Consider the following 18,479-nt stretch of genomic DNA (forward strand, 5'->3'; position numbering starts at 1 on the left):
CGGGACATTGATTTGAACAAGGGAGATGCAGGGATGGCCGAAGAAGTTCTGAAGTCGAAGATGGTCAACTTTCTGGTGACCGATGCTGAACTGAACTACGAAGATGTGGGCGAGTTCTACGAGGTCGTGGGGAACGGCAATGTCGGCGTACTCGCCGGGGTGCTCGAGGGATTCAGAAATCACTATGGCGGATTGTGGGTGGGCGGCAGAGTCACCGTCACCGAAAACGCCGTTTTCTTGAATGCCAATGCCATGAACCGCATGGTTCAGGACGGGACACTGGATGTCGAGATACCAATGCCGGCGATCCGCAAGGTCACCGTCGAAGGCGGTTTCGTGACGAAGATCGTCCGTCTCGACACAGACGCCTACAGTGTCAAATTCCGTTGCTATGGTGCCAAGGACGTTGCCTCACTGATCGCCAAACAGGCCCTTTCGCAATCACTGAAACGCGCGCGGTAGTTCTGCTCTGAAGGCAACAGCGCCACCGACCTTTGAGGTGGCGCCTGGATCACCCCGTCAATTCTTGCACTTGGCCAACACCACCTGGCAGGTGTCCGGCGTTCCTCCGGAGCGCCCGGCGTAACGCATGCAGTTGGCCATGGATTTTTGCCGGGCCATGTTCAGGCTGGAGCCCCAGGCCAGGCCGCCCTCGCCAACCGTCGGCAAGGCCTTGGCGTAACAGCTGTCGCCAACGCCTGATGGCGGGTAATGCGTTCTGTTTGAGCATCCCGAAGCCAGCATCACGCTGAAGGCGATCAAGAACCACGACGAGCAGTGAAGCGCGACTGGTCTGCTCATCCCGTTTCACTCCTCGAAAGACAACCGTGATCCATGGAGTCTAGTCGCTCCCGCCGGACATTCACTGGGTGGTCGCCTGCCGGTACTGACGCGGGGTGAACCCGGTCGATGCCTTGAACTGGCGAGTGAAAGCGCTGTGATCGGTGTAGCCGCATTGCAGCGCCACCTCGGTGATCGGCAGTTCGGTGTGCAACAGGCGATGGGCATGTTCCAGCCGCACTTTCTGGATCATCTGCCTCGGCGTCAGGTGGAAGACCCGTTTGCAGTAGCGCTCCAGTTGCGCCACCGAGATACCGGCGATCCGGGTCAATTCGCCCAAGGTGACACGCCGATTGAAATGCGCGCGGATGTGTTCGTCGACCGCCGCCAGGCGCTGGAACGCTGGATGTTTTTCGCTGGCCGATTGCAGGTCCACCGAAATCCCCGCGAGGCCGATGATCTCGCCGTCACGGTTGTACAGCGGACGCTTGTGCGTCAGGCACCAGCCCGGTTCACGACTGCCGTACAGGTGCAGTTCCAGCTGATCCTCCAGCACGAAACCCTCTTCCAGCACCCGCCGATCCTGCTCGGTATAACCCGGCCCGAGTTGCGCCGGAAACACCTGCGCACTGGTTTTGCCGAGTAGCGGTTTCAGGTCTTTCAAGCCGCAGCGCTGCACCAGCGTGCGATTGGCCAGGACGTACCGCGCCTGCACATCCTTGATGAAGATCGCCGCGTTCGGAATCGCATCCAGCATCGGCAACAGCGGTGCAACGCCGCCCAGCAGTGCATCGAGAGTATGCGGCCGATGGCGCTCATCGCCCTGACAGAGGATCGCAAACGCGTTCTGCATGTGAAGGTCTTCCCCGGTGAGTGGATCGGCCTGAAAACGAGTCCGCCCTGAGGCGTGCGCGTGCAGATTGCAGCAACGTTTGCGGCGTGTCGAGCGCCGCTGTCTTTCTTCGCAACTGTGCCGATTTCGTCATCCGCAGCTGCGCAAAACATCAATCGCCCGACGCCTGATGAGTTCACTGTTTAGCCGTTCCAGTGACTCACACCTGCCTATCCAATAACTCACAAGAAGGCGATGCCATGTCAGGCCAAGGCAAGTTCAAAAAACAACTTTCATTGATCGACCTCACCTTTATCGGGCTGGGCGCGATCTTCGGTTCCGGCTGGTTGTTCGCGGCCAGTCACGTGTCGGCGATTGCCGGGCCGGCGGGGATTTTTTCCTGGTTGCTGGGCGGGTTCGCCGTGTTGCTGCTGGGCATCGTCTACTGCGAACTGGGCGCGGCATTGCCCCGCGCTGGCGGTGTGGTGCGTTACCCGGTTTACAGCCACGGGCCGCTGCTCGGTTACCTGATGGGTTTTATTACGCTGATCGCGTTTTCCAGTCTGGTGGCGATCGAGGTGGTTGCCTCCCGCCAATACGCGGCGGCCTGGTTTCCGAGCCTGACCAAGGCTGGCAGCGGTGATCCGACCCTGCTCGGCTGGCTGGTGCAGTTCGGCCTGTTGTGCGTGTTCTTCCTGCTCAACTACCGCAGCGTGAAGACCTTCGCCAAGGCCAACAACCTGGTCAGCGTGTTCAAGTTCATCGTGCCGCTGCTGGTGATCGGCGTGCTGTTCACTTTCTTCAAACCGGAAAACTTCCAGGTTCAAGGCTTCGCGCCTTTCGGACTTTCGGGCATCGAGATGGCCGTCTCCGCCGGCGGCGTGATCTTCGCCTACCTCGGCCTGACCCCGATCATTTCGGTGGCCAGCGAAGTGAAAAATCCCCAGCGCACCATTCCGATTGCGCTGATCCTGTCGGTGCTGCTGTCCACCGCGATTTACGTGTTGCTGCAAACCGCCTTTCTCGGCGGCATCCCGACCGAATTGCTCGCCAATGGCTGGGCCGGAGTTTCCAAGGAATTCGCCCTGCCGTACCGCGACATCGCCCTGGCGCTGGGCGTGGGCTGGCTGGCGTATCTGGTGGTCGCCGACGCGGTGATCTCCCCCAGCGGCTGCGGCAACATCTACATGAACGCCACGCCTCGGGTGATCTACGGCTGGGCGCAGACCGGCACGTTCTTCAAGGTCTTCACCCACATCGACGCGAAGTCCGGCATCCCGCGTCCGGCGCTGTGGCTGACCTTCGCCCTGTCGGTGTTCTGGACCCTGCCGTTCCCATCGTGGGAAGCGCTGATCAATGTGGTGTCCGCCGCGCTGGTGTTGAGCTACGCCGTCGCCCCGGTGACCGTCGCCGCGCTGCGCCGCAATGCACCCGACATGCCGCGCCCGTTCCGGGTCAAGTGCATGGGCGTGCTGGGGCCGGTGTCGTTCATCATCGCCGCGCTGATCGTTTACTGGTCGGGCTGGAACACCGTGTCCTGGCTGCTCGGCCTGCAAATCCTGATGTTCGTCGTCTACCTGCTCTGCGGCCGTTTCGTGCCGACCGCCCACCTCAGCCTGTCTCGCCAAGTGCGCTCGTCGGCGTGGCTGATCGCCTTCTACGCGGTGACCATCGTCCTGTCGAAACTCGGCACCTTCGGCGGTCTGGGCATCCTCACCCATCCGTTCGACACCCTGGTCGTCGCCGCCTGTGCGATGGGCATTTATTACTGGGGCGCGGCCACCGGCGTACCGGCACACCTGCTGCGCCTGGAATCGGAAGAGGATGAAAGCGAAGTCGCTTCGCCGTCCCCTGCCTCCGCTGCCAACCCGCGCGCTGCCGGCGCTTACTGAAATAACTCAACGGGACCTGTCCATGAAACGAGTACACGTCATTGATTCCCATACCGGCGGCGAACCCACGCGTCTGGTGATGAAAGGTTTTCCCGACCTGCCCGGCCACACCATGGCCGAGAAACGCGACGCCCTGCGCAACCAGCACGACCAATGGCGCCGCGCCTGCCTGCTGGAGCCGCGTGGCAACGATGTGCTGGTGGGCGCGCTGTATTGCGATCCGGTGTCGCCGGACGCCACCTGCGGCGTGATCTTCTTCAACAATGCCGGTTACCTCGGCATGTGCGGCCACGGCACCATCGGCCTCGTTGCATCGCTGCAACACTTGGGGCTGATCGCGCCGGGCGTGCACAAGATCGACACCCCGGTCGGCCCGGTCAGCGCAACGCTGCATGAAGACGGCGCCGTGACGCTCGGCAATGTGCCGGCTTATCGATTCCGTAAACAGGTGGCGGTGGAAGTGCCGGGGTACGGCCGCTTCCTTGGTGACGTGGCCTACGGCGGCAACTGGTTTTTCCTGGTCTCCGAACACGGCCAGACCCTGACGATGGACAACGTCGAAACTCTCACCGACCTCACCTGGAAAATGCTCAGGGCCCTCGAAGACCAAGGCATCCATGGCGAGGACGGCGCAATCATCGACCACATCGAACTGTTCGCCGATGACGCCGAGGCCAACAGCCGCAACTTCGTGATGTGCCCCGGCAAAGCCTACGACCGCTCCCCTTGCGGCACCGGCACCAGCGCCAAACTGGCGTGTCTGGCCGCCGACGAAAAACTCGCGCCGGGCGAGCGCTGGGTGCAGGCGAGCATCACCGGCAGCCAGTTCGAAGGCCGCTTTGAATGGGAAGGCGAGCGCATCCGCCCCTACATCACCGGCCGCGCCCACATGACCGCCGACAGCACGCTGCTGATCGACGAAACAGATCCGTTCGCGTGGGGCATCTGAGCCGCTGCGCTTTTTTTCAAACCCCTCTGAATGACCGTTCCAAGGAGAACGATAATGAGCGACAACATCTTCACCGGCTGCATGCCCGCCCTGATGACCCCGTGCACCGCCACGCGCAAACCGGACTACGATGCGCTGGTGGCCAAGGGGCGCGAGCTGATCGACATCGGCATGAGCGCCGTCGTGTATTGCGGCTCCATGGGCGACTGGCCGCTGCTCACCGAAGCCGAGCGTCAGGAAGGCGTGGCGCGGCTGGTGGCCGCCGGGATTCCGACCATCGTCGGCACCGGCGCGGTCAACACCCGTGAGGCGGTGTCCCACGCGGCCCATGCGGCGAAAGTCGGCGCGCAGGGTTTGATGGTGATTCCTCGAGTGTTGTCCCGTGGCGCTTCGGCGGCGGCGCAAAAAGCCCACTTCGCGGCGATTCTGCAAGCCGCGCCAAACCTGCCGGCGGTGATCTACAACAGTCCTTACTACGGCTTCGCCACCCGCGCCGACCTGTTCTTCGAACTGCGCCGTGAATACCCGAACCTGATCGGCTTCAAGGAATTCGGCGGTGGCGCCGATCTGCGCTACGCCGCTGAAAACATCACCTCCAAGGAGGATGACGTGACCCTGATGGTGGGTGTCGACACCCAGGTCGTGCACGGTTTCGTCAACTGCAACGCCACCGGCGCCATCACCGGCATCGGCAACGCCCTGCCCCGCGAAGTGCTGCAACTGGTGGCCCTGAGCAAGCAGGCGGCCAAGGGTGACGCCAAGGCCCGGCGTCAGGCCCGCGAGCTGGAATCGGCGCTGGCGGTGCTGTCGTCCTTCGACGAAGGCACGGATCTGGTGCTGTATTACAAACACCTGATGGTGCTCAACGGCGACAAGGAATACACCCTGCATTTCAACGAAACCGATGCGCTCAGCGACTCCCAGCGTCGTTACGCAGAAGCCCAGTACGCGCTGTTCCGTCACTGGTACGAAAACTGGTCGGCGGAACAGAACTTCGCCTGACCTGCCACTGCGCTCAAGCCCGCCGCCCCCCACGGTGGCGGGCTCTATTCGTGACCTGTTTTATTGATAAGGAATGCGCCATGACTCTGACGGGCCAACTGCTGATCGGTCAGCACACCCTCACCGGCGACCGCGACGTCATCCACGGAATCAATCCCGCCACCAACACGCCTTTGCAACCGGCCTACGCCGGCGGTTCTGCCGAGCATGTGGAGCAGGCCTGCGCACTGGCCTGGGCGGCGCTCGACCGTTATCGCGAGACATCGCTTGAGGCACGGGCCGAATTCATTGAAACCATCGCTTGCGAAATCGAAGCGCTGGGCGACGAACTGATCGACCGCGCCCTGGCCGAAACCGGCCTGCCGCGCCCGCGCCTGCTGGGCGAGCGGGGCCGCACCTGCCAGCAACTGCGTTTGTTTGCCCGCACCATGCGGGCCGGTGAATGGCTGGATGTGCGAGTCGACAGCGCGCAACCACAGCGCCAGCCGCTGCCGCGTTCGGATCTGCGTCAGCGGCAGATTCCACTGGGCCCGGTGGCGGTGTTTGGTGCAAGCAACTTTCCACTGGCGTTCTCGGTGGCGGGCGGCGATACCGCTTCGGCCCTGGCCGCCGGTTGCCCGGTGATCGTCAAGGCCCACGGCGCCCATCCCGGCACCAGCGAACTGGTTGGTCGCGCCGTAGCGCGGGCGGTCAAGGCCTGTGGGTTGCCGGAAGGTGTGTTCTCGTTGTTGTACGGCTCCGGCCGCGAAGTGGGGATTGCGCTGGTCAGCGATCCACGGATCAAGGCCGTCGGCTTCACCGGTTCGCGCAGTGGCGGCCTCGCGCTGATCAAAGCGGCCCAAGCCCGGCCCGAGCCGATTCCGGTATACGCTGAAATGAGTTCGATCAATCCGGTTTTGTTGTTCCCAGCAGCGTTGCAGAATCGCCCCGAAACATTGGCCCAGGGTTTTGTTGCTTCGCTGACCTTGGGCGCCGGTCAGTTCTGCACCAATCCCGGTCTGGTCATCGCCCACAAGGGGCCGGCGCTGGACGCCTTCATTGGCGCCACCACTGAATTCGTTCAACGCAGCCCCGCGCAGACCATGCTGACGCCGGGGATTTTCAATGCCTATGAGTCCAGCGTGAATGCTCTCGCGGAAAATACCCGGGCGCACATTGCCGCCGTCGGCCAGCGCGCGACGGAACCGAATCAGGGCCAGGCTCATGTGTTCGTCACCAACGCCGCCGATTTCCTTGTTGATCATTCGTTGCAGGCCGAAGCCTTCGGCGCCGCGTCCGTAATCGTGCAATGCGCCAGCGACGCTGAAATCCGTCAGGTGCTCGAGCAGCTGGAAGGCCAACTGACCGCCACGCTGCATCTCGATGACGAGGATCTGCAACAGGCCCGCGCATTGCTGCCAACGCTGGAGCGCAAGGCCGGGCGCCTGCTGGTCAACGGCTGGCCGACCGGCGTTGAAGTCTGCGATGCGATGGTGCATGGCGGGCCGTTCCCGGCGACCTCCGATTCGCGCACCACGTCGGTGGGCACGGCGGCGATCCTGCGTTTCCTGCGCCCGGTCTGCTATCAGGATTTCCCCGACAGCCTGCTGCCGACCGCGCTCAAACACGCCAATCCACTGTCGCTGCGTCGCTTGCTCGATGGCCAAAGGGAAACCGCGAAAAATGCCGAATAACCCGCACGACATCGCCGTGGTCGGCGCCGGCATCATCGGCGTCGCGAGCGCCCTGCGCCTGGCCCGTCAGGGTTTGCGGGTGGTGGTGATCGATCCGCAGGAACCGGGCCACGGCGCCTCGTTCGGCAACGCCGGGCACCTGGCGACCGAGCAAGTATTTCCGATTGCCGACAGCTCGATCCTCAAACGCCTGCCCGCCATGCTCATGAACCCGATGGGGCCGCTGCGCCTGGACTGGAAATACCTGCCCCGCGCCTTGCCCTGGTTTGCGCGGCTTTTGCTGAACCTGCGCTCGGCGCCGTTCCAGCGTACCGTCGCCGGGTTGAGGGCGCTGAATGAAAGCTCGCTCGACGCCTGGCAGCGCTTGCTTCATGACATTCAGCGCCCCGACCTGCTGAAGATGGAAGGTTCGCTGCTGGTGTTCGAACGCCCCGACTCGCGTCCGGCCCTCGAAGCATTACAGCGACGCATGCAACAGCAGCAGGTGCCGGTCGATTGGTGGCAGGCCGGTGCGGTACGCGAGACCGCGCCGCAACTGAGCGAACAGATTCAAGGCGGACTGTTTTTCCCGAACACCGGGCACTTCATCGATCCCTACCGCGTCGTGCGTGAGTTGGTGGACGCGGCGAAAGCCAGCGGCGTGCAGTTTGTGAAACAGGCGGTTCAGGGCGGGCAACTGCATGAGCATGGCGTCAATCTGATGACCGGAACCGGCACCCTGTCAGCTCGCCAGGTGCTGATCGCCTGCGGCGCCCACTCGGCAAAACTCACCGCCGCACTGACCGGCAAAAACGTCCCGCTGGATACCGAGCGCGGCTATCACCTGATGCTGCCTCACGAACACAACCGACTGCCCTTCCCCGTCACCTCGCTGGAACGTAAATTCATCATGACACCGATGTCCGACGGGCTGCGCCTGGCCGGCACCGTCGAATTCGCCGGCCTCGAAGCCCCACCGACCATGGCCCGCGCCTGGCAGTTGCATCGGTTGAGCAAAGGGTTGTTTCGTGATGAGTTGAGTGTCGAGGCAGCCACGCCATGGATGGGATTTCGGCCGTCGCTGCCGGATTCGTTGCCGGTGATTGATCGGGTGTGTGACGGGAGGGTGTTCCTTGCGTTCGGGCATCAGCATTTGGGGCTGACGCAGGCGGCGGTGACGGCGGAGATGGTTGGGGGGATGGTATTGCCGTCGGCGCAGGACACGGCGCGTATTCTCCCGTCGAGCGAGCGCTACCGGCTGGATCGTTTTTGAGTGGCCGGCTATCGGGCGCCCTGCTGATATTCCCGGGGCGTACACCCGAACTCTCGACGGAACACCGTGTGCAGGTACTGTGCGGATTTGAAACCACAGGTGCGGGCAACATCCGCAATCGGCGTGTCGGTTTTTTCCAGTCCGCGAGTGGCCGCCGCCAGTTTGAAACGCAGAATCTCGTCATGCACGCTGCAACCACGCACCGCGCGAAAGTGCGACTCCAGCGAGGAACGCGACACGCCGACATAAGCCGCCACTTGCGCGGTCTTGATGCCCTGGCAGGCATATTGGCGGATGAACAGCAGCGCCTGCATCACGTAGGGGTTGCCCAAAGGTTGATGCAGGCTCGACACCTGGACGTTGATCGCTTCAGGCGGGATCAGGAAATGCGCACCCGTTGACGGTTTGCCGTGGAGCATCTGGTGCAGCAGTTGCGCGGCGGTGCGGCCCATGGTTTCAGTGCCCTGGATCACCGAACTTAGCGGGACCCGGGTCAGGCTGCGGGTCAGCGGGTCGTTGTCGATGCCGATCAACGCCACCTGCTCCGGAACGGCGATTCCGGCGGTCAGGCAAGCTTGCAGCAACTGCCGGGCGCGAGCGTCACTGACCGCGATGATGCCAATCGGCTTGGGCAGGCTTTGCAGCCAGGCGATCAGTTGTTCGACGGCGCTGTCCCACAGCGGCGCGCTGGTCCCCATGCCGCGATAGACCTCGGCGTGCAAGCCGTCCCGCTGCATCAATTTTAGAAAAGCCTTTTCGCGCTCCTGGGCCCATCGGTTCGCCTGCGCTTCGGGCAGGCTGAAGCAGGCGAACCGTTGCAGCCCGGCCTCGATCAAGTGCTCGTAAGCCATGGTGATCAGCGCGTTATTGTCGGTCGCGACGTACGGGATGCCTTTGGGATAGGCGCGCTCATCCTGGTAAGAACCACCCACCGCCACCACGGGCAACTTGATGTCGGCCAGCGCCTCGCCAATCAGCGGGTCGTCAAAGTCGGCAATGATTCCGTCGCCTTGCCAGCGCTCGATGCCCTTCAAGCGGCAGAGAAAATCCTCCTCCAGAAACAGATCCCAGGACGCGCGCGTGCTGCTCAGGTAGTTGCCGATGCCGCTGATGATGCCGCGGTCATAGATCTTGCTCCCGTTGAACAACAGGGCGATGCGGTGAACAGGCGGTACGGTTTTCATTGTTTTCAGGCTTGTTCCGGGCCCCTTGCCGTAGAGGCGGTCTGCACAGACTAGGCGCGCAGAGGGCGAATCTCAATACGCAAAATCGCACTCCGTGTTGGTGATTTTCGTAATCGGCAGGCACAGGGCCGTTGCTAGTATCGGGACACGCCCCAAGAACAACAACCGAGAACAACAACCAAGAACAACAAGGACATTGCCAATGCCGTACTTCCCCGATGTCGAGCGGATCCGCTACGAAGGTCCTGCCAGCGATTCTCCCCTTGCCTTCCGTCACTACGACGCCGACAAGATCATCCTCGGCAAGCCGATGCGCGAACACCTGCGCATGGCCGCCTGTTATTGGCACACCTTTGTCTGGCCGGGCTCCGACGTGTTCGGCGCAGGGACGTTCAAGCGCCCATGGCAACACGCCGGCGACCCGATGGAACTGGCCATTGGCAAGGCGCAGGCCGCGTTCGAGTTTTTCTCCAAGCTGGGTATCGACTACTACTGCTTTCACGACACGGATGTCGCCCCCGAAGGCCACTCGCTGAAGGAGTACCGCAACCACTTCGCCCAAATGGTCGATCACCTGGAACGCCATCAGGAAGAAAGCGGAATCAAGCTGCTGTGGGGCACCGCCAACTGTTTCAGCAATCCGCGCTTTGCCGCCGGTGCCGCCAGCAACCCGGATCCTGAAGTGTTCGCCTGCGCCGCGGCCCAGGTCTTCAGCGCCATGAACGCGACTCAACGCCTCAAAGGCTCCAACTATGTGTTGTGGGGCGGTCGCGAGGGCTACGAAACCCTGCTCAACACCGACCTGAAACGCGAGCGCGAACAACTGGGTCGCTTCATGCGCATGGTGGTCGAGCACAAGTACAAGATCGGTTTCAAAGGTGACCTGCTGATCGAGCCCAAGCCGCAGGAGCCAACCAAACACCAATACGATTACGACAGCGCCACGGTGTTCGGTTTTCTCCAGCAGTTCGGTCTGGAAAAGGAAATCAAGGTCAACATCGAGGCCAACCACGCGACCCTGGCCGGTCATAGTTTTCATCACGAAGTGGCGACGGCCGTCTCGCTGGGGATTTTCGGCAGCATCGATGCCAACCGGGGCGACCCGCAAAACGGCTGGGACACCGATCAATTCCCCAACAGCGTCGAGGAAATGACCCTCGTCACTTATGAAATCCTCAAGGCCGGCGGGTTCGGCAATGGCGGGTTCAACTTCGACTCCAAGGTGCGCCGCCAGAGCCTCGACGAGGTCGATCTGTTTCACGGCCACGTCGGTGCCATGGACGTACTCGCCCTGTCGCTCGAGCGGGCCGCCGCCATGGTCCAGAACGACCAGCTTCAACGGCTCAAGGACCAACGCTACGCCGGCTGGCAGCAGCCGTTCGGCCAGGCGGTTCTTGAAGGCGAGTTCAATCTCCAGTCACTGGCCGAGCACGCCTTCGCCAACGAACTGAACCCGCAGGCCGTCAGCGGCCGGCAGGAAATGCTCGAAAACGTCGTCAACCGTTTCATCTATCGCTGATCGCCAATGGGGACTGCGGGCGCTGTGACATTTGCGCGACAAATCTGTAGTCCGTTGCGCCAGCTGATTCTCTACAGTTCCATCAGCCCGATATTCATCGTCAGGCCGTGTCTTTCAAACAAAAATAAAAGGACGCACCACCATGAAGAATGTAAAACGCACGCTGCTGGCCAGCGCCCTGGCCCTGTTGTCGCTGCCGGTTATGGCCGACGCTGCCCACCCGAAAATCGGTTTCTCCATTGACGACCTGCGGCTGGAACGCTGGTCCCGTGACCGGGATTACTTCGTTGCGGCAGCGGAGAAAATGGACGCCAAGGTCTTCGTGCAGTCGGCCGATGCCAACGAGCAAAAGCAAATTTCGCAAATCGAAAACCTCATTTCCCGCGGCGTCGATGTCATCGTCATCGTGCCGTTCAACGCTACCGTGCTGACCAATGCGGTGGCCGAAGCGAAGAAAGCCGGGATCAAGGTCGTGTCCTATGACCGTCTGATACTCAACGCCGATATCGACGCCTACATTTCCTTCGATAACGAAAAGGTCGGCGAGATGCAGGCCAGCGGCGTGCTGCACGCAGCGCCCAAGGGCAATTACTTCCTGCTGGGCGGTGCGCCCACCGACAACAACGCGAAAGTCCTGCGCGAAGGTCAGATGAAAGTGCTGCAACCGGCCATCGACAAGGGCGATATCAAGATCGTCGGCCAGCAATGGGTGAAGGAATGGAACCCGACCGAGGCGCTGAGCATTGTTGAAAACGCCTTGACCCGCAACGACAACAAAATCGACGGCATCGTCGCCTCCAACGACGCCACGGCCGGCGGCGCCATTCAGGCCCTGGCCGCTCAGCAACTGGCCGGCAAGGTGCCGATCTCCGGACAGGACGCGGACCTGGCAGCGGTCAAGCGGGTGATCTCCGGCACTCAAACCATGACCGTTTACAAACCGCTGAAACTGATTGCCTCCGAAGCCGCCAAACTCTCGGTGCAACTGGCGCGCAACGAGAAGCCCGCCTACAGCTCGCAGTACGACAACGGCAGCAAAAAAGTCGACACCATCCTGCTCACCCCGACCCCGTTGACCAAGGACAACATCGACCTGCTGGAACAGGACGGCTTCTATACCAAGGCGCAGCTCGCCGGAAAGTGACACTCAGTGAGTGATGCCCCCGCAGGCGTTTTGCGCCTGCGGGTTCAGTCCTGTATCTGCCGCTTATGAGTCTCTGCCATGTCCGACTTTCTGCTGCAAATGAACGGCATCGTCAAAACCTTCGGCGGTGTCAAAGCACTCAATGGCATCGACCTCAAGGTCAGGCCAGGCGAGTGCGTCGGGCTGTGCGGCGAGAATGGCGCCGGCAAGTCCACGCTGATGAAAATCCTGTCTGCGGTCTATCCCCATGGCACCTGGGACGGTGAAATCCTGTGGGACGGTCAACCGCTCAAGGCGCAATCGATCAGCGAAACGGAAGCCGCCGGCATCGTCATCATCCATCAGGAACTGACGCTGGTTCCCGACCTCTCGGTGGCCGAGAACATTTTCATGGGCCATGAGCTGACGCTGCCGGGTGGGCGGATGAATTACCCGGCGATGATCCACCGCGCCGAAGCCCTGATGCGTGAACTGAAAGTGCCGGACATGAACGTGTCGCTGCCGGTTTCGCAGTACGGCGGCGGTTATCAGCAACTGGTGGAAATCGCCAAGGCCCTGAACAAGCAGGCACGCCTGCTGATCCTCGACGAACCTTCTTCGGCCTTGACCCGCTCGGAAATCGAGGTGTTGCTGGACATCATCCGCGACCTAAAGGCCAAGGGCGTCGCCTGCGTTTATATCTCGCACAAACTCGATGAAGTGGCCGCCGTGTGTGACACCATTTCGGTGATCCGGGACGGTAAACACATCGCCACGACCGCCATGGAAAACATGGATATTCCCCAGATCATCACCCAGATGGTCGGCCGGGAAATGAGCAACCTCTACCCCACCGAACCCCACGACATCGGCGAGGTGATTTTCGAGGCGCGCCACATCACCTGCTACGACGTCGACAACCCCAAACGCAAACGGGTCGACGACGTTTCGTTCAGCCTCAAACGCGGGGAAATCCTCGGCATCGCCGGGCTGGTCGGTGCCGGCCGCACGGAGCTTGTGACCGCGCTGTTTGGCGCCTACCCCGGTCGCCACGAAGGCGAAGTCTGGCTGGACGGCCACCCCATCGACACCCGTACGCCGCTCAAATCAATTCGCGCCGGCGTGTGCCTGGTGCCCGAAGACCGCAAGCGTCAGGGGATCATTCCCGACCTGGGTGTCGGCCAGAACATCACCCTGGCCGTGCTGGACAGTTTCTCGAAACTGACCCGCATCGACGCCGAAGCCGAACTGGGCAGCATCGATCGGGAAATTTCGCGCCTGCACCTGAAGACCGCGAGCCCGTTCCTGCCGATCACCAGCCTGTCCGGAGGCAATCAACAAAAAGCCGTGTTGGCGAAGATGCTGCTGACCAGGCCCCGGGTGCTGATCCTCGACGAGCCGACCCGAGGGGTGGATGTCGGCGCGAAGTACGAGATCTACAAGTTGATGGGGATGCTGGCCGCCGAAGGCGTGTCGATCATCATGGTGTCTTCGGAACTGGCCGAGGTGCTCGGCGTTTCCGACCGCGTACTGGTGATCGGCGAAGGCCGGTTGCAGGGCGATTTCATCAACCGCGAACTCACTCAGGAACAGGTGCTCGCCGCAGCACTCAGCCAGCCTGACAGCCATAACAATAAAGATCGGAAATCCGCGTAAATGAATCAGGTCAAACAACTTTTCACCCGCTACAAGATGCTCGCACTGGTGTTTGCCGTGGCGCTGATCTGGCTGTTCTTCAGCTGGCAGACCGAGGGCGGATTCCTGACACCGCGCAACCTCTCCAACCTGCTGCGCCAGATGTCCATCACCGGGATCCTCGCCTGCGGCATGGTGCTGGTCATCATCAGCGGCGAGATCGATCTGTCGGTCGGCTCATTGCTGGGCCTGCTCGGTGGCGTGGCAGCCATTCTCGACGTTGTCTATCACGTACCACTGCTGGCGAACCTGAGCCTTGTGGTGGTGTGCGGATTGCTGATCGGCCTCGCCAACGGTTACATGGCGGCGTACCTGCGCATTCCGTCATTTATCGTGGGGCTGGGCGGGATGCTGGCGTTCCGGGGGATTTTGCTGGGAATCACCGGAGGCACGACCATTGCGCCGGTGTCTCCGGAGCTTGTTTACATTGGCCAAGGTTATTTGCCACATGCAATCGGCGCCGGCCTGGGCGTCCTGCTGTTCGCACTGACGATGTTCCTGACCTGGAAACAACGGCGCAATCGCGCCCTTCACGGCCTCGCGGCACACTCACTGGTGCGTGACGTGGCACGCGTGTTGTTGATCGGCGCAGTGCTGGCCGGGTTTGTCCAGACCCTCAACAGCTATGACGGCATTCCCGTGCCGGTCCTGCTTCTGTTGATTCTATTGGGCGGATTCAGCTACGTGACCAGCCAGACCGTGTTCGGCCGACGCGTCTATTCCGTGGGCAGCAACATGGAAGCGACGCGCCTGTCCGGTATCAATGTGCAGGCCGTGAAACTCTGGATTTTCGGGATCATGGGCGTGATGTGCGCCCTCGCCGGCGTGGTCAACACTGCGCGCCTGGCCGCCGGCTCCCCCTCGGCCGGCAGCATGGGCGAACTCGACGCCATCGCCGCCTGCTTCATCGGCGGCACCTCGATGCGCGGCGGTTCCGGCACGGTCTATGGCGCCCTCCTCGGCGCGCTGGTCATCACCAGCCTGGACAACGGCATGTCCATGCTCGACGTCGACAGTTACTGGCAGATGATCGTCAAGGGCAGCATTCTGGTGTTGGCGGTTTGGGTGGATGTGAGTACGCGGACCGGGCGGCGTTGAAATGAAGGCATCTCTGAAAATGCGAAAAGCCTGCTTTTGAAGGCAGGCTTTTCGTTACGCCTGGAGCTTTCCGATATCTAGGAAGGCATCAGCCAGTGCCGTTCAGTGGTCCACCCAAGAAAAACCTTACTTCCCTCGCGCTCTTGGTGAGCCGAAGTCAACCGACACCCAGATACCGCCATGCGCAACCCGATCATGGCGGGAAGAAATCGTCCCTGAAATGCGCCGGATTGAGCGGCGAAGTGCACTTCAATGTTTCCAAGCACGCTCTCCAATCGAGACTGATCCAGCATCGACAGATAAAACATCATCTGGCGCCACGCATACGCGGTGTTTTTCAACATGACCAGACGTGCATGGTAGAACTTGATCTGCATCTGCTGCCGACTGCATATCCATTTGAAACATGCCTCGGCCATTGAACCCAAGCGATCATGTAACAGCGTCTTCAGGTCCAGATCATCAAACAGGATTGCCAGATTTTGCGTGGTCAATATCTGTTGCTGTTCGATGATCGTGCCGTTGTTCGCCGGGCTCCATCTACCGATATCGGCATTCGCCCGCCGCGCGCACAAACCAGCCAGCACACCACTGTTGCTTCGTGAATTCCGCTGCTTGGGTAGTGCAGCCAACTGATCCATATCGATATCGTAATAGCGTGCGTAAAGAGATCCGGCCATCAGCCGGACTGAACGCTTGGCAGCCTTCACGAACTTGCCGGAGAAAGCGCCCATGAAAATGTCAGCCGCGATCTCCTCTACGAAGGGAAGATCCAGCTTGGCCAATTCGGCAAGCGAGGAAAATTCCTGAAGCAACTTGTTTGGCAGAATGGCCTGAGGAAATGCAACAAGGGTCAATGCGGACGCCTCGACCAAAGCCTGTCTGGCACCTTCAATCGCCAGAGCTCCCGCCTCGTACTCGGTCTCCAGGGCTTTCACCCAAGGTAAATCATCGACTCTCACCTGACGCTGCATGTTCAGCAGTAATAGAGAGCGTCGACGCCTGAACGCACAATAAGTTGCGACAGACAGTGCCCGCAGCGCTACGTCTCGATATCCGGCGCTACAGATTTGCGCCGTCATCGCTGGCAGCACTTTCGCCACGGTATCTGCGGATGTAATGACCCCATGTTCAATCAACTCTGCAACCGTTCCCTTTCGGCAGCGTTCGAGGCGTCGACGAATCGAAGGAGGAATGGTCTCCCCCTCCTTCAATGAATAAGCCTTCGCCTCTTCGTTGGTGATGGGCGTCAGTAACGGCGCGAAATCAGAGATGCCTTCCGAGACTGGATATCTCGCCAGTCGCGCGGAAGCAGCCTTGGCAATCAGATGGTGTGCCGAGGCTGATACGTGATGGCGCTGCTGTGCGCGCTTGCTGGAATGTTCTTCGGACTCAGGGTGTCCATGCTTGGCTACAAAGTCGTCGACGATTCTGCGAATGCGCCCAACCTGGCGCCCCGTTAGCGATGCAGGATCGATAGAGCATTGCTTGAGCAATGCCAGCAACTCCGCCGCCCGATCACTGGAGTTACCCGCGCGGCGGGGATCAGCCTCAGTGGCGATATCAAATTCTTTACCGAGCACCGAAGCGCGCTCGAACCAGCCTTCAGGGTAATGCCTGCAAGGCCAACCATCGTTGTACGTCAGCAGGAACAGCGAGACCGCCGTGTCGTAGAGGGGCAACCTGTGTTCAACAACATGCTTTTGGACGGTAAGACGAGGCTGGGGTAAGAGGTCGGACAGCCGCAGGCTGATTTGACCAGCATTGAAAACTTCAACTTCAGCCATCGAGAGTGGGCGCTCGTTGGCTGCCGCGGGAAAGAAACGCACTCGTTCGAAGAAAGGCGCGATCTGCTCGATCAACGTCCTGGCTTCTTCGACGCGTTGTTGCCCCAGAAACCAGGCCACTGTCAGCAAAGCGGCCTCTTCCGGTACATCGATCCGATAGTCTTCGTTCGTCAATCGCTCTTGCAGCGTTCTGACGCCTTCGTCTGAAAGATGCCACCTATTCAAATCGAGTCGTTCGTAACCCGCTCGAATGCCAGGAATCGATGACGCCAACAGGCGCTCATGAGCGGTCAACTCGCCACCGGCCAGAAGGTTGCCCGTTGCAAAGCCGCCAGTGGCCACTTCCAGCGTGATCCATTCTGGCAGGTCGGCAAACGGCGTCCGCGAGCCATAAAGTGCACGGCCATGCATCAGGTTTTCGAGAACCTTTTGCCAGCGTTCGATCCGGGCAAGTGCTTGCGGACTGGCGTCGTTGTCGCGTGCAGTGAGCGCGCGAGACAGTTGAAAGTGCGCATAACCGGCGTTTATTTCGCCGAGCGCACCCGATTCACCCTCAGGCCTGGACATACTTCCTTGTGACCTACTATGTAGTGGGTCCGGGGGCTGGATTCGAACCAGCGCCCACCCGGTTAAGAGCCGAGTGTTCTACCGCTGAACTACCCCGGAACAGAGCGCGCATTGTCGATGAGTCGCGAAAGTATGTGAAGCTCGGATTCAGGGATTTTGTTGCGACAAATCTCTGATCGTTAAGCCTTCATCACTCAATGCAGCGCTTATCCAAACGCTACGCGCACAAAATCAATAAAACTCCTCAACTTCGGCGTCAGCCTCGGATCCGGCGCATACAGAAGATTCATCGGCTAAACCGGCACCTTGTACTGCGGCAGCAGACTCACCAGTGTCCCGCTTCTCAGCGAATCCTTGACCAGCTCCAGCGGGAGCATCACCACCCCCAGCCCCGCCACTGCTCCGGACAGCAACGGATCGCCCTGATTAATCGTCAATCGGCTTTTAATCGGTACATCGATACAGCCTTCCGGGCCTTCGAATCGCAGGTGTGAGCGGCCGTCCGAATAGGCGAACGCCAGACATTCATGCTCCTGAAGGTCCCAAGGCGTGGTGATGGTTGGGCGGCGTGCGAGGTAGGACGGTGCCGCGCACAGCACCATTTGATAGGGCATCAGCGGCAGTGCCTTCAGGCCGCTGTCGGCGAGTTCGCCGATGCGAAATACAGCGTCGTATCCGCCGTCCACCAGGTCGACCAGTTCGTTCGACAGCGTCAGGTCCACCGACACTTGCGGATAACGAACCATGTACTCCAGCAGCTTCGGCGACAGCGTGCTGACGCCGAACGTGACGGGCGCATTGATCCGCAACCGGCCGCTGGGCACGCCCCGGGTCACGGCGGCCATTTCTTCGGCGGCGTCCATGTCGGCCAGAATCAGCTTGGCCCGCTGATAGAACGTGCGGCCGAAATCCGTGAGGCTTTGCTTGCGGGTGGTGCGGTTGAGCAGCGAAACGCCCAGATGCTGCTCGAGCATCTTCACTTGCTTGCCGACCATTTGCGGGGACAGGTTGAGTTCGTCCGCCACCGCGCTGAAGGAGCCCAGCTCCACCGCTTTGACGAAGGTGGCCATGAGTGTGAGGCGATCCATTGGAAACTCGTTGTTTCTAGTGTTGCGCCATCCTAGGC

Annotated in this window: 14 protein-coding genes, 1 tRNA gene and 1 pseudogene; 10 read left to right on the forward strand and 6 right to left on the reverse strand. The window is 61.0% G+C overall.

Translation table 11 applies throughout. The features are described from left to right. Nucleotides 1-33 precede the first annotated feature (33 nt). A complete protein-coding gene (locus tag AC07XZ_RS16450; protein WP_102686704.1) occupies nt 34-462 on the forward strand; it encodes a hypothetical protein in 429 nt (142 codons plus the stop codon). A 57-nt stretch (nt 463-519) separates the two neighbouring features. Here AC07XZ_RS16450 and AC07XZ_RS16455 read toward each other — a convergent pair whose 3' ends face one another. Both AC07XZ_RS16455 and AC07XZ_RS16460 read right to left on the reverse strand, forming a co-directional pair. Beyond that, nucleotides 520-801 carry a hypothetical protein gene (locus AC07XZ_RS16455; protein ID WP_102686703.1) on the reverse strand — a complete coding sequence of 94 codons (282 nt, stop codon included), beginning with the start codon at nt 799-801 and terminating at the stop codon, nt 520-522. A 61-nt stretch (nt 802-862) separates the two neighbouring features. Further along, complete coding sequence (locus AC07XZ_RS16460) at nt 863-1,633, reverse strand: AraC family transcriptional regulator (RefSeq protein ID WP_085747504.1); 771 nt, start codon at nt 1,631-1,633, stop codon at nt 863-865. Between the two features lie 239 nt (nt 1,634-1,872). On the opposite strand from AC07XZ_RS16460, the gene AC07XZ_RS16465 reads away from it, so the two are divergent. From AC07XZ_RS16465 to AC07XZ_RS16485, 5 genes are all read left to right on the forward strand, one after another. Then, nucleotides 1,873-3,504 (forward strand): APC family permease, encoded by a 1,632-nt coding sequence (locus AC07XZ_RS16465; protein ID WP_064595752.1) that lies wholly within the window; start codon nt 1,873-1,875, stop codon nt 3,502-3,504. A 22-nt stretch (nt 3,505-3,526) separates the two neighbouring features. Continuing rightward, nucleotides 3,527-4,453 (forward strand): 4-hydroxyproline epimerase, encoded by a 927-nt coding sequence (locus AC07XZ_RS16470; protein WP_102686702.1) that lies wholly within the window; start codon nt 3,527-3,529, stop codon nt 4,451-4,453. Nucleotides 4,454-4,507: 54 nt separating this feature from the next. Then, nucleotides 4,508-5,455: a dihydrodipicolinate synthase family protein gene (locus tag AC07XZ_RS16475; RefSeq protein ID WP_102686701.1), complete on the forward strand. Its 948-nt coding sequence runs from the start codon at nt 4,508-4,510 to the stop codon at nt 5,453-5,455. A gap of 80 nt (nt 5,456-5,535) precedes the next feature. Beyond that, complete coding sequence (locus AC07XZ_RS16480; RefSeq protein ID WP_102686700.1) at nt 5,536-7,128, forward strand: aldehyde dehydrogenase (NADP(+)); 1,593 nt, start codon at nt 5,536-5,538, stop codon at nt 7,126-7,128. Continuing rightward, complete coding sequence (locus AC07XZ_RS16485) at nt 7,118-8,380, forward strand: NAD(P)/FAD-dependent oxidoreductase (protein WP_102686699.1); 1,263 nt, start codon at nt 7,118-7,120, stop codon at nt 8,378-8,380. Before AC07XZ_RS16480 ends, AC07XZ_RS16485 begins: the two co-directional genes overlap by 11 nt. An 8-nt stretch (nt 8,381-8,388) precedes the next feature. Here the strand turns inward: AC07XZ_RS16485 and AC07XZ_RS16490 are convergent, their stop codons facing one another. Next, nucleotides 8,389-9,564, reverse strand: a complete 1,176-nt coding sequence (locus AC07XZ_RS16490; protein WP_102686698.1) for a XylR family transcriptional regulator — start codon at nt 9,562-9,564, stop codon at nt 8,389-8,391. 202 nt (nt 9,565-9,766) lie between these two features. Here AC07XZ_RS16490 and xylA point away from each other — a divergent pair, with 202 nt between their 5' ends. The 4 genes from xylA to AC07XZ_RS16510 all read left to right on the forward strand — a co-directional run bounded on the left by xylA (nt 9,767) and on the right by AC07XZ_RS16510 (nt 14,999). Further along, nucleotides 9,767-11,083 carry a xylose isomerase gene (gene xylA / locus AC07XZ_RS16495; RefSeq protein WP_102686697.1) on the forward strand — a complete coding sequence of 439 codons (1,317 nt, stop codon included), beginning with the start codon at nt 9,767-9,769 and terminating at the stop codon, nt 11,081-11,083. A gap of 142 nt (nt 11,084-11,225) precedes the next feature. Beyond that, nucleotides 11,226-12,227, forward strand: a complete 1,002-nt coding sequence (gene xylF, locus AC07XZ_RS16500) for a D-xylose ABC transporter substrate-binding protein (protein WP_102686696.1) — start codon at nt 11,226-11,228, stop codon at nt 12,225-12,227. 78 nt (nt 12,228-12,305) lie between these two features. After that, nucleotides 12,306-13,862, forward strand: a complete 1,557-nt coding sequence (xylG, locus tag AC07XZ_RS16505; RefSeq protein WP_102686695.1) for a D-xylose ABC transporter ATP-binding protein — start codon at nt 12,306-12,308, stop codon at nt 13,860-13,862. Then, the gene (locus AC07XZ_RS16510; RefSeq protein ID WP_102686694.1) at nt 13,863-14,999 is read left to right on the forward strand and encodes a sugar ABC transporter permease; all 1,137 of its coding nucleotides are present in this window, start codon (nt 13,863-13,865) and stop codon (nt 14,997-14,999) included. It begins immediately after the preceding gene. A gap of 77 nt (nt 15,000-15,076) precedes the next feature. Here the strand turns inward: AC07XZ_RS16510 and AC07XZ_RS16515 are convergent, their stop codons facing one another. The 3 genes and pseudogenes from AC07XZ_RS16515 to AC07XZ_RS16525 form a co-directional block, all read right to left on the reverse strand. Continuing rightward, nucleotides 15,077-17,353 (reverse strand): hypothetical protein, encoded by a 2,277-nt coding sequence (locus AC07XZ_RS16515; RefSeq protein ID WP_102686693.1) that lies wholly within the window; start codon nt 17,351-17,353, stop codon nt 15,077-15,079. 24 nt (nt 17,354-17,377) lie between these two features. Further along, nucleotides 17,378-17,452, reverse strand: a tRNA-Lys gene (locus tag AC07XZ_RS16520). A gap of 107 nt (nt 17,453-17,559) precedes the next feature. Further along, nucleotides 17,560-18,441: pseudogene (locus AC07XZ_RS16525) on the reverse strand (LysR family transcriptional regulator). Between the last annotated feature and the right edge of the window lie 38 nt (nt 18,442-18,479).

The sequence above is a fragment of the Pseudomonas sp. GW458-11-26-14-LB4 genome (assembly GCF_059423925.1).

What these genes read in the sequence shown, in the direction of transcription:
- AC07XZ_RS16450 (WP_102686704.1), top strand. Translation starts at nt 34, where the DNA reads ATGGCCGAAGAAGTTCTGAAGTCGAAGATGGTCAACTTTCTGGTGACC.
- AC07XZ_RS16455 (WP_102686703.1), bottom strand. Translation starts at nt 801, where the DNA reads ATGAGCAGACCAGTCGCGCTTCACTGCTCGTCGTGGTTCTTGATCGCC.
- AC07XZ_RS16460 (WP_085747504.1), bottom strand. Translation starts at nt 1,633, where the DNA reads ATGCAGAACGCGTTTGCGATCCTCTGTCAGGGCGATGAGCGCCATCGG.
- AC07XZ_RS16465 (WP_064595752.1), top strand. Translation starts at nt 1,873, where the DNA reads ATGTCAGGCCAAGGCAAGTTCAAAAAACAACTTTCATTGATCGACCTC.
- AC07XZ_RS16470 (WP_102686702.1), top strand. Translation starts at nt 3,527, where the DNA reads ATGAAACGAGTACACGTCATTGATTCCCATACCGGCGGCGAACCCACG.
- AC07XZ_RS16475 (WP_102686701.1), top strand. Translation starts at nt 4,508, where the DNA reads ATGAGCGACAACATCTTCACCGGCTGCATGCCCGCCCTGATGACCCCG.
- AC07XZ_RS16480 (WP_102686700.1), top strand. Translation starts at nt 5,536, where the DNA reads ATGACTCTGACGGGCCAACTGCTGATCGGTCAGCACACCCTCACCGGC.
- AC07XZ_RS16485 (WP_102686699.1), top strand. Translation starts at nt 7,118, where the DNA reads ATGCCGAATAACCCGCACGACATCGCCGTGGTCGGCGCCGGCATCATC.
- AC07XZ_RS16490 (WP_102686698.1), bottom strand. Translation starts at nt 9,564, where the DNA reads ATGAAAACCGTACCGCCTGTTCACCGCATCGCCCTGTTGTTCAACGGG.
- xylA (WP_102686697.1), top strand. Translation starts at nt 9,767, where the DNA reads ATGCCGTACTTCCCCGATGTCGAGCGGATCCGCTACGAAGGTCCTGCC.
- xylF (WP_102686696.1), top strand. Translation starts at nt 11,226, where the DNA reads ATGAAGAATGTAAAACGCACGCTGCTGGCCAGCGCCCTGGCCCTGTTG.
- xylG (WP_102686695.1), top strand. Translation starts at nt 12,306, where the DNA reads ATGTCCGACTTTCTGCTGCAAATGAACGGCATCGTCAAAACCTTCGGC.
- AC07XZ_RS16510 (WP_102686694.1), top strand. Translation starts at nt 13,863, where the DNA reads ATGAATCAGGTCAAACAACTTTTCACCCGCTACAAGATGCTCGCACTG.
- AC07XZ_RS16515 (WP_102686693.1), bottom strand. Translation starts at nt 17,353, where the DNA reads ATGTCCAGGCCTGAGGGTGAATCGGGTGCGCTCGGCGAAATAAACGCC.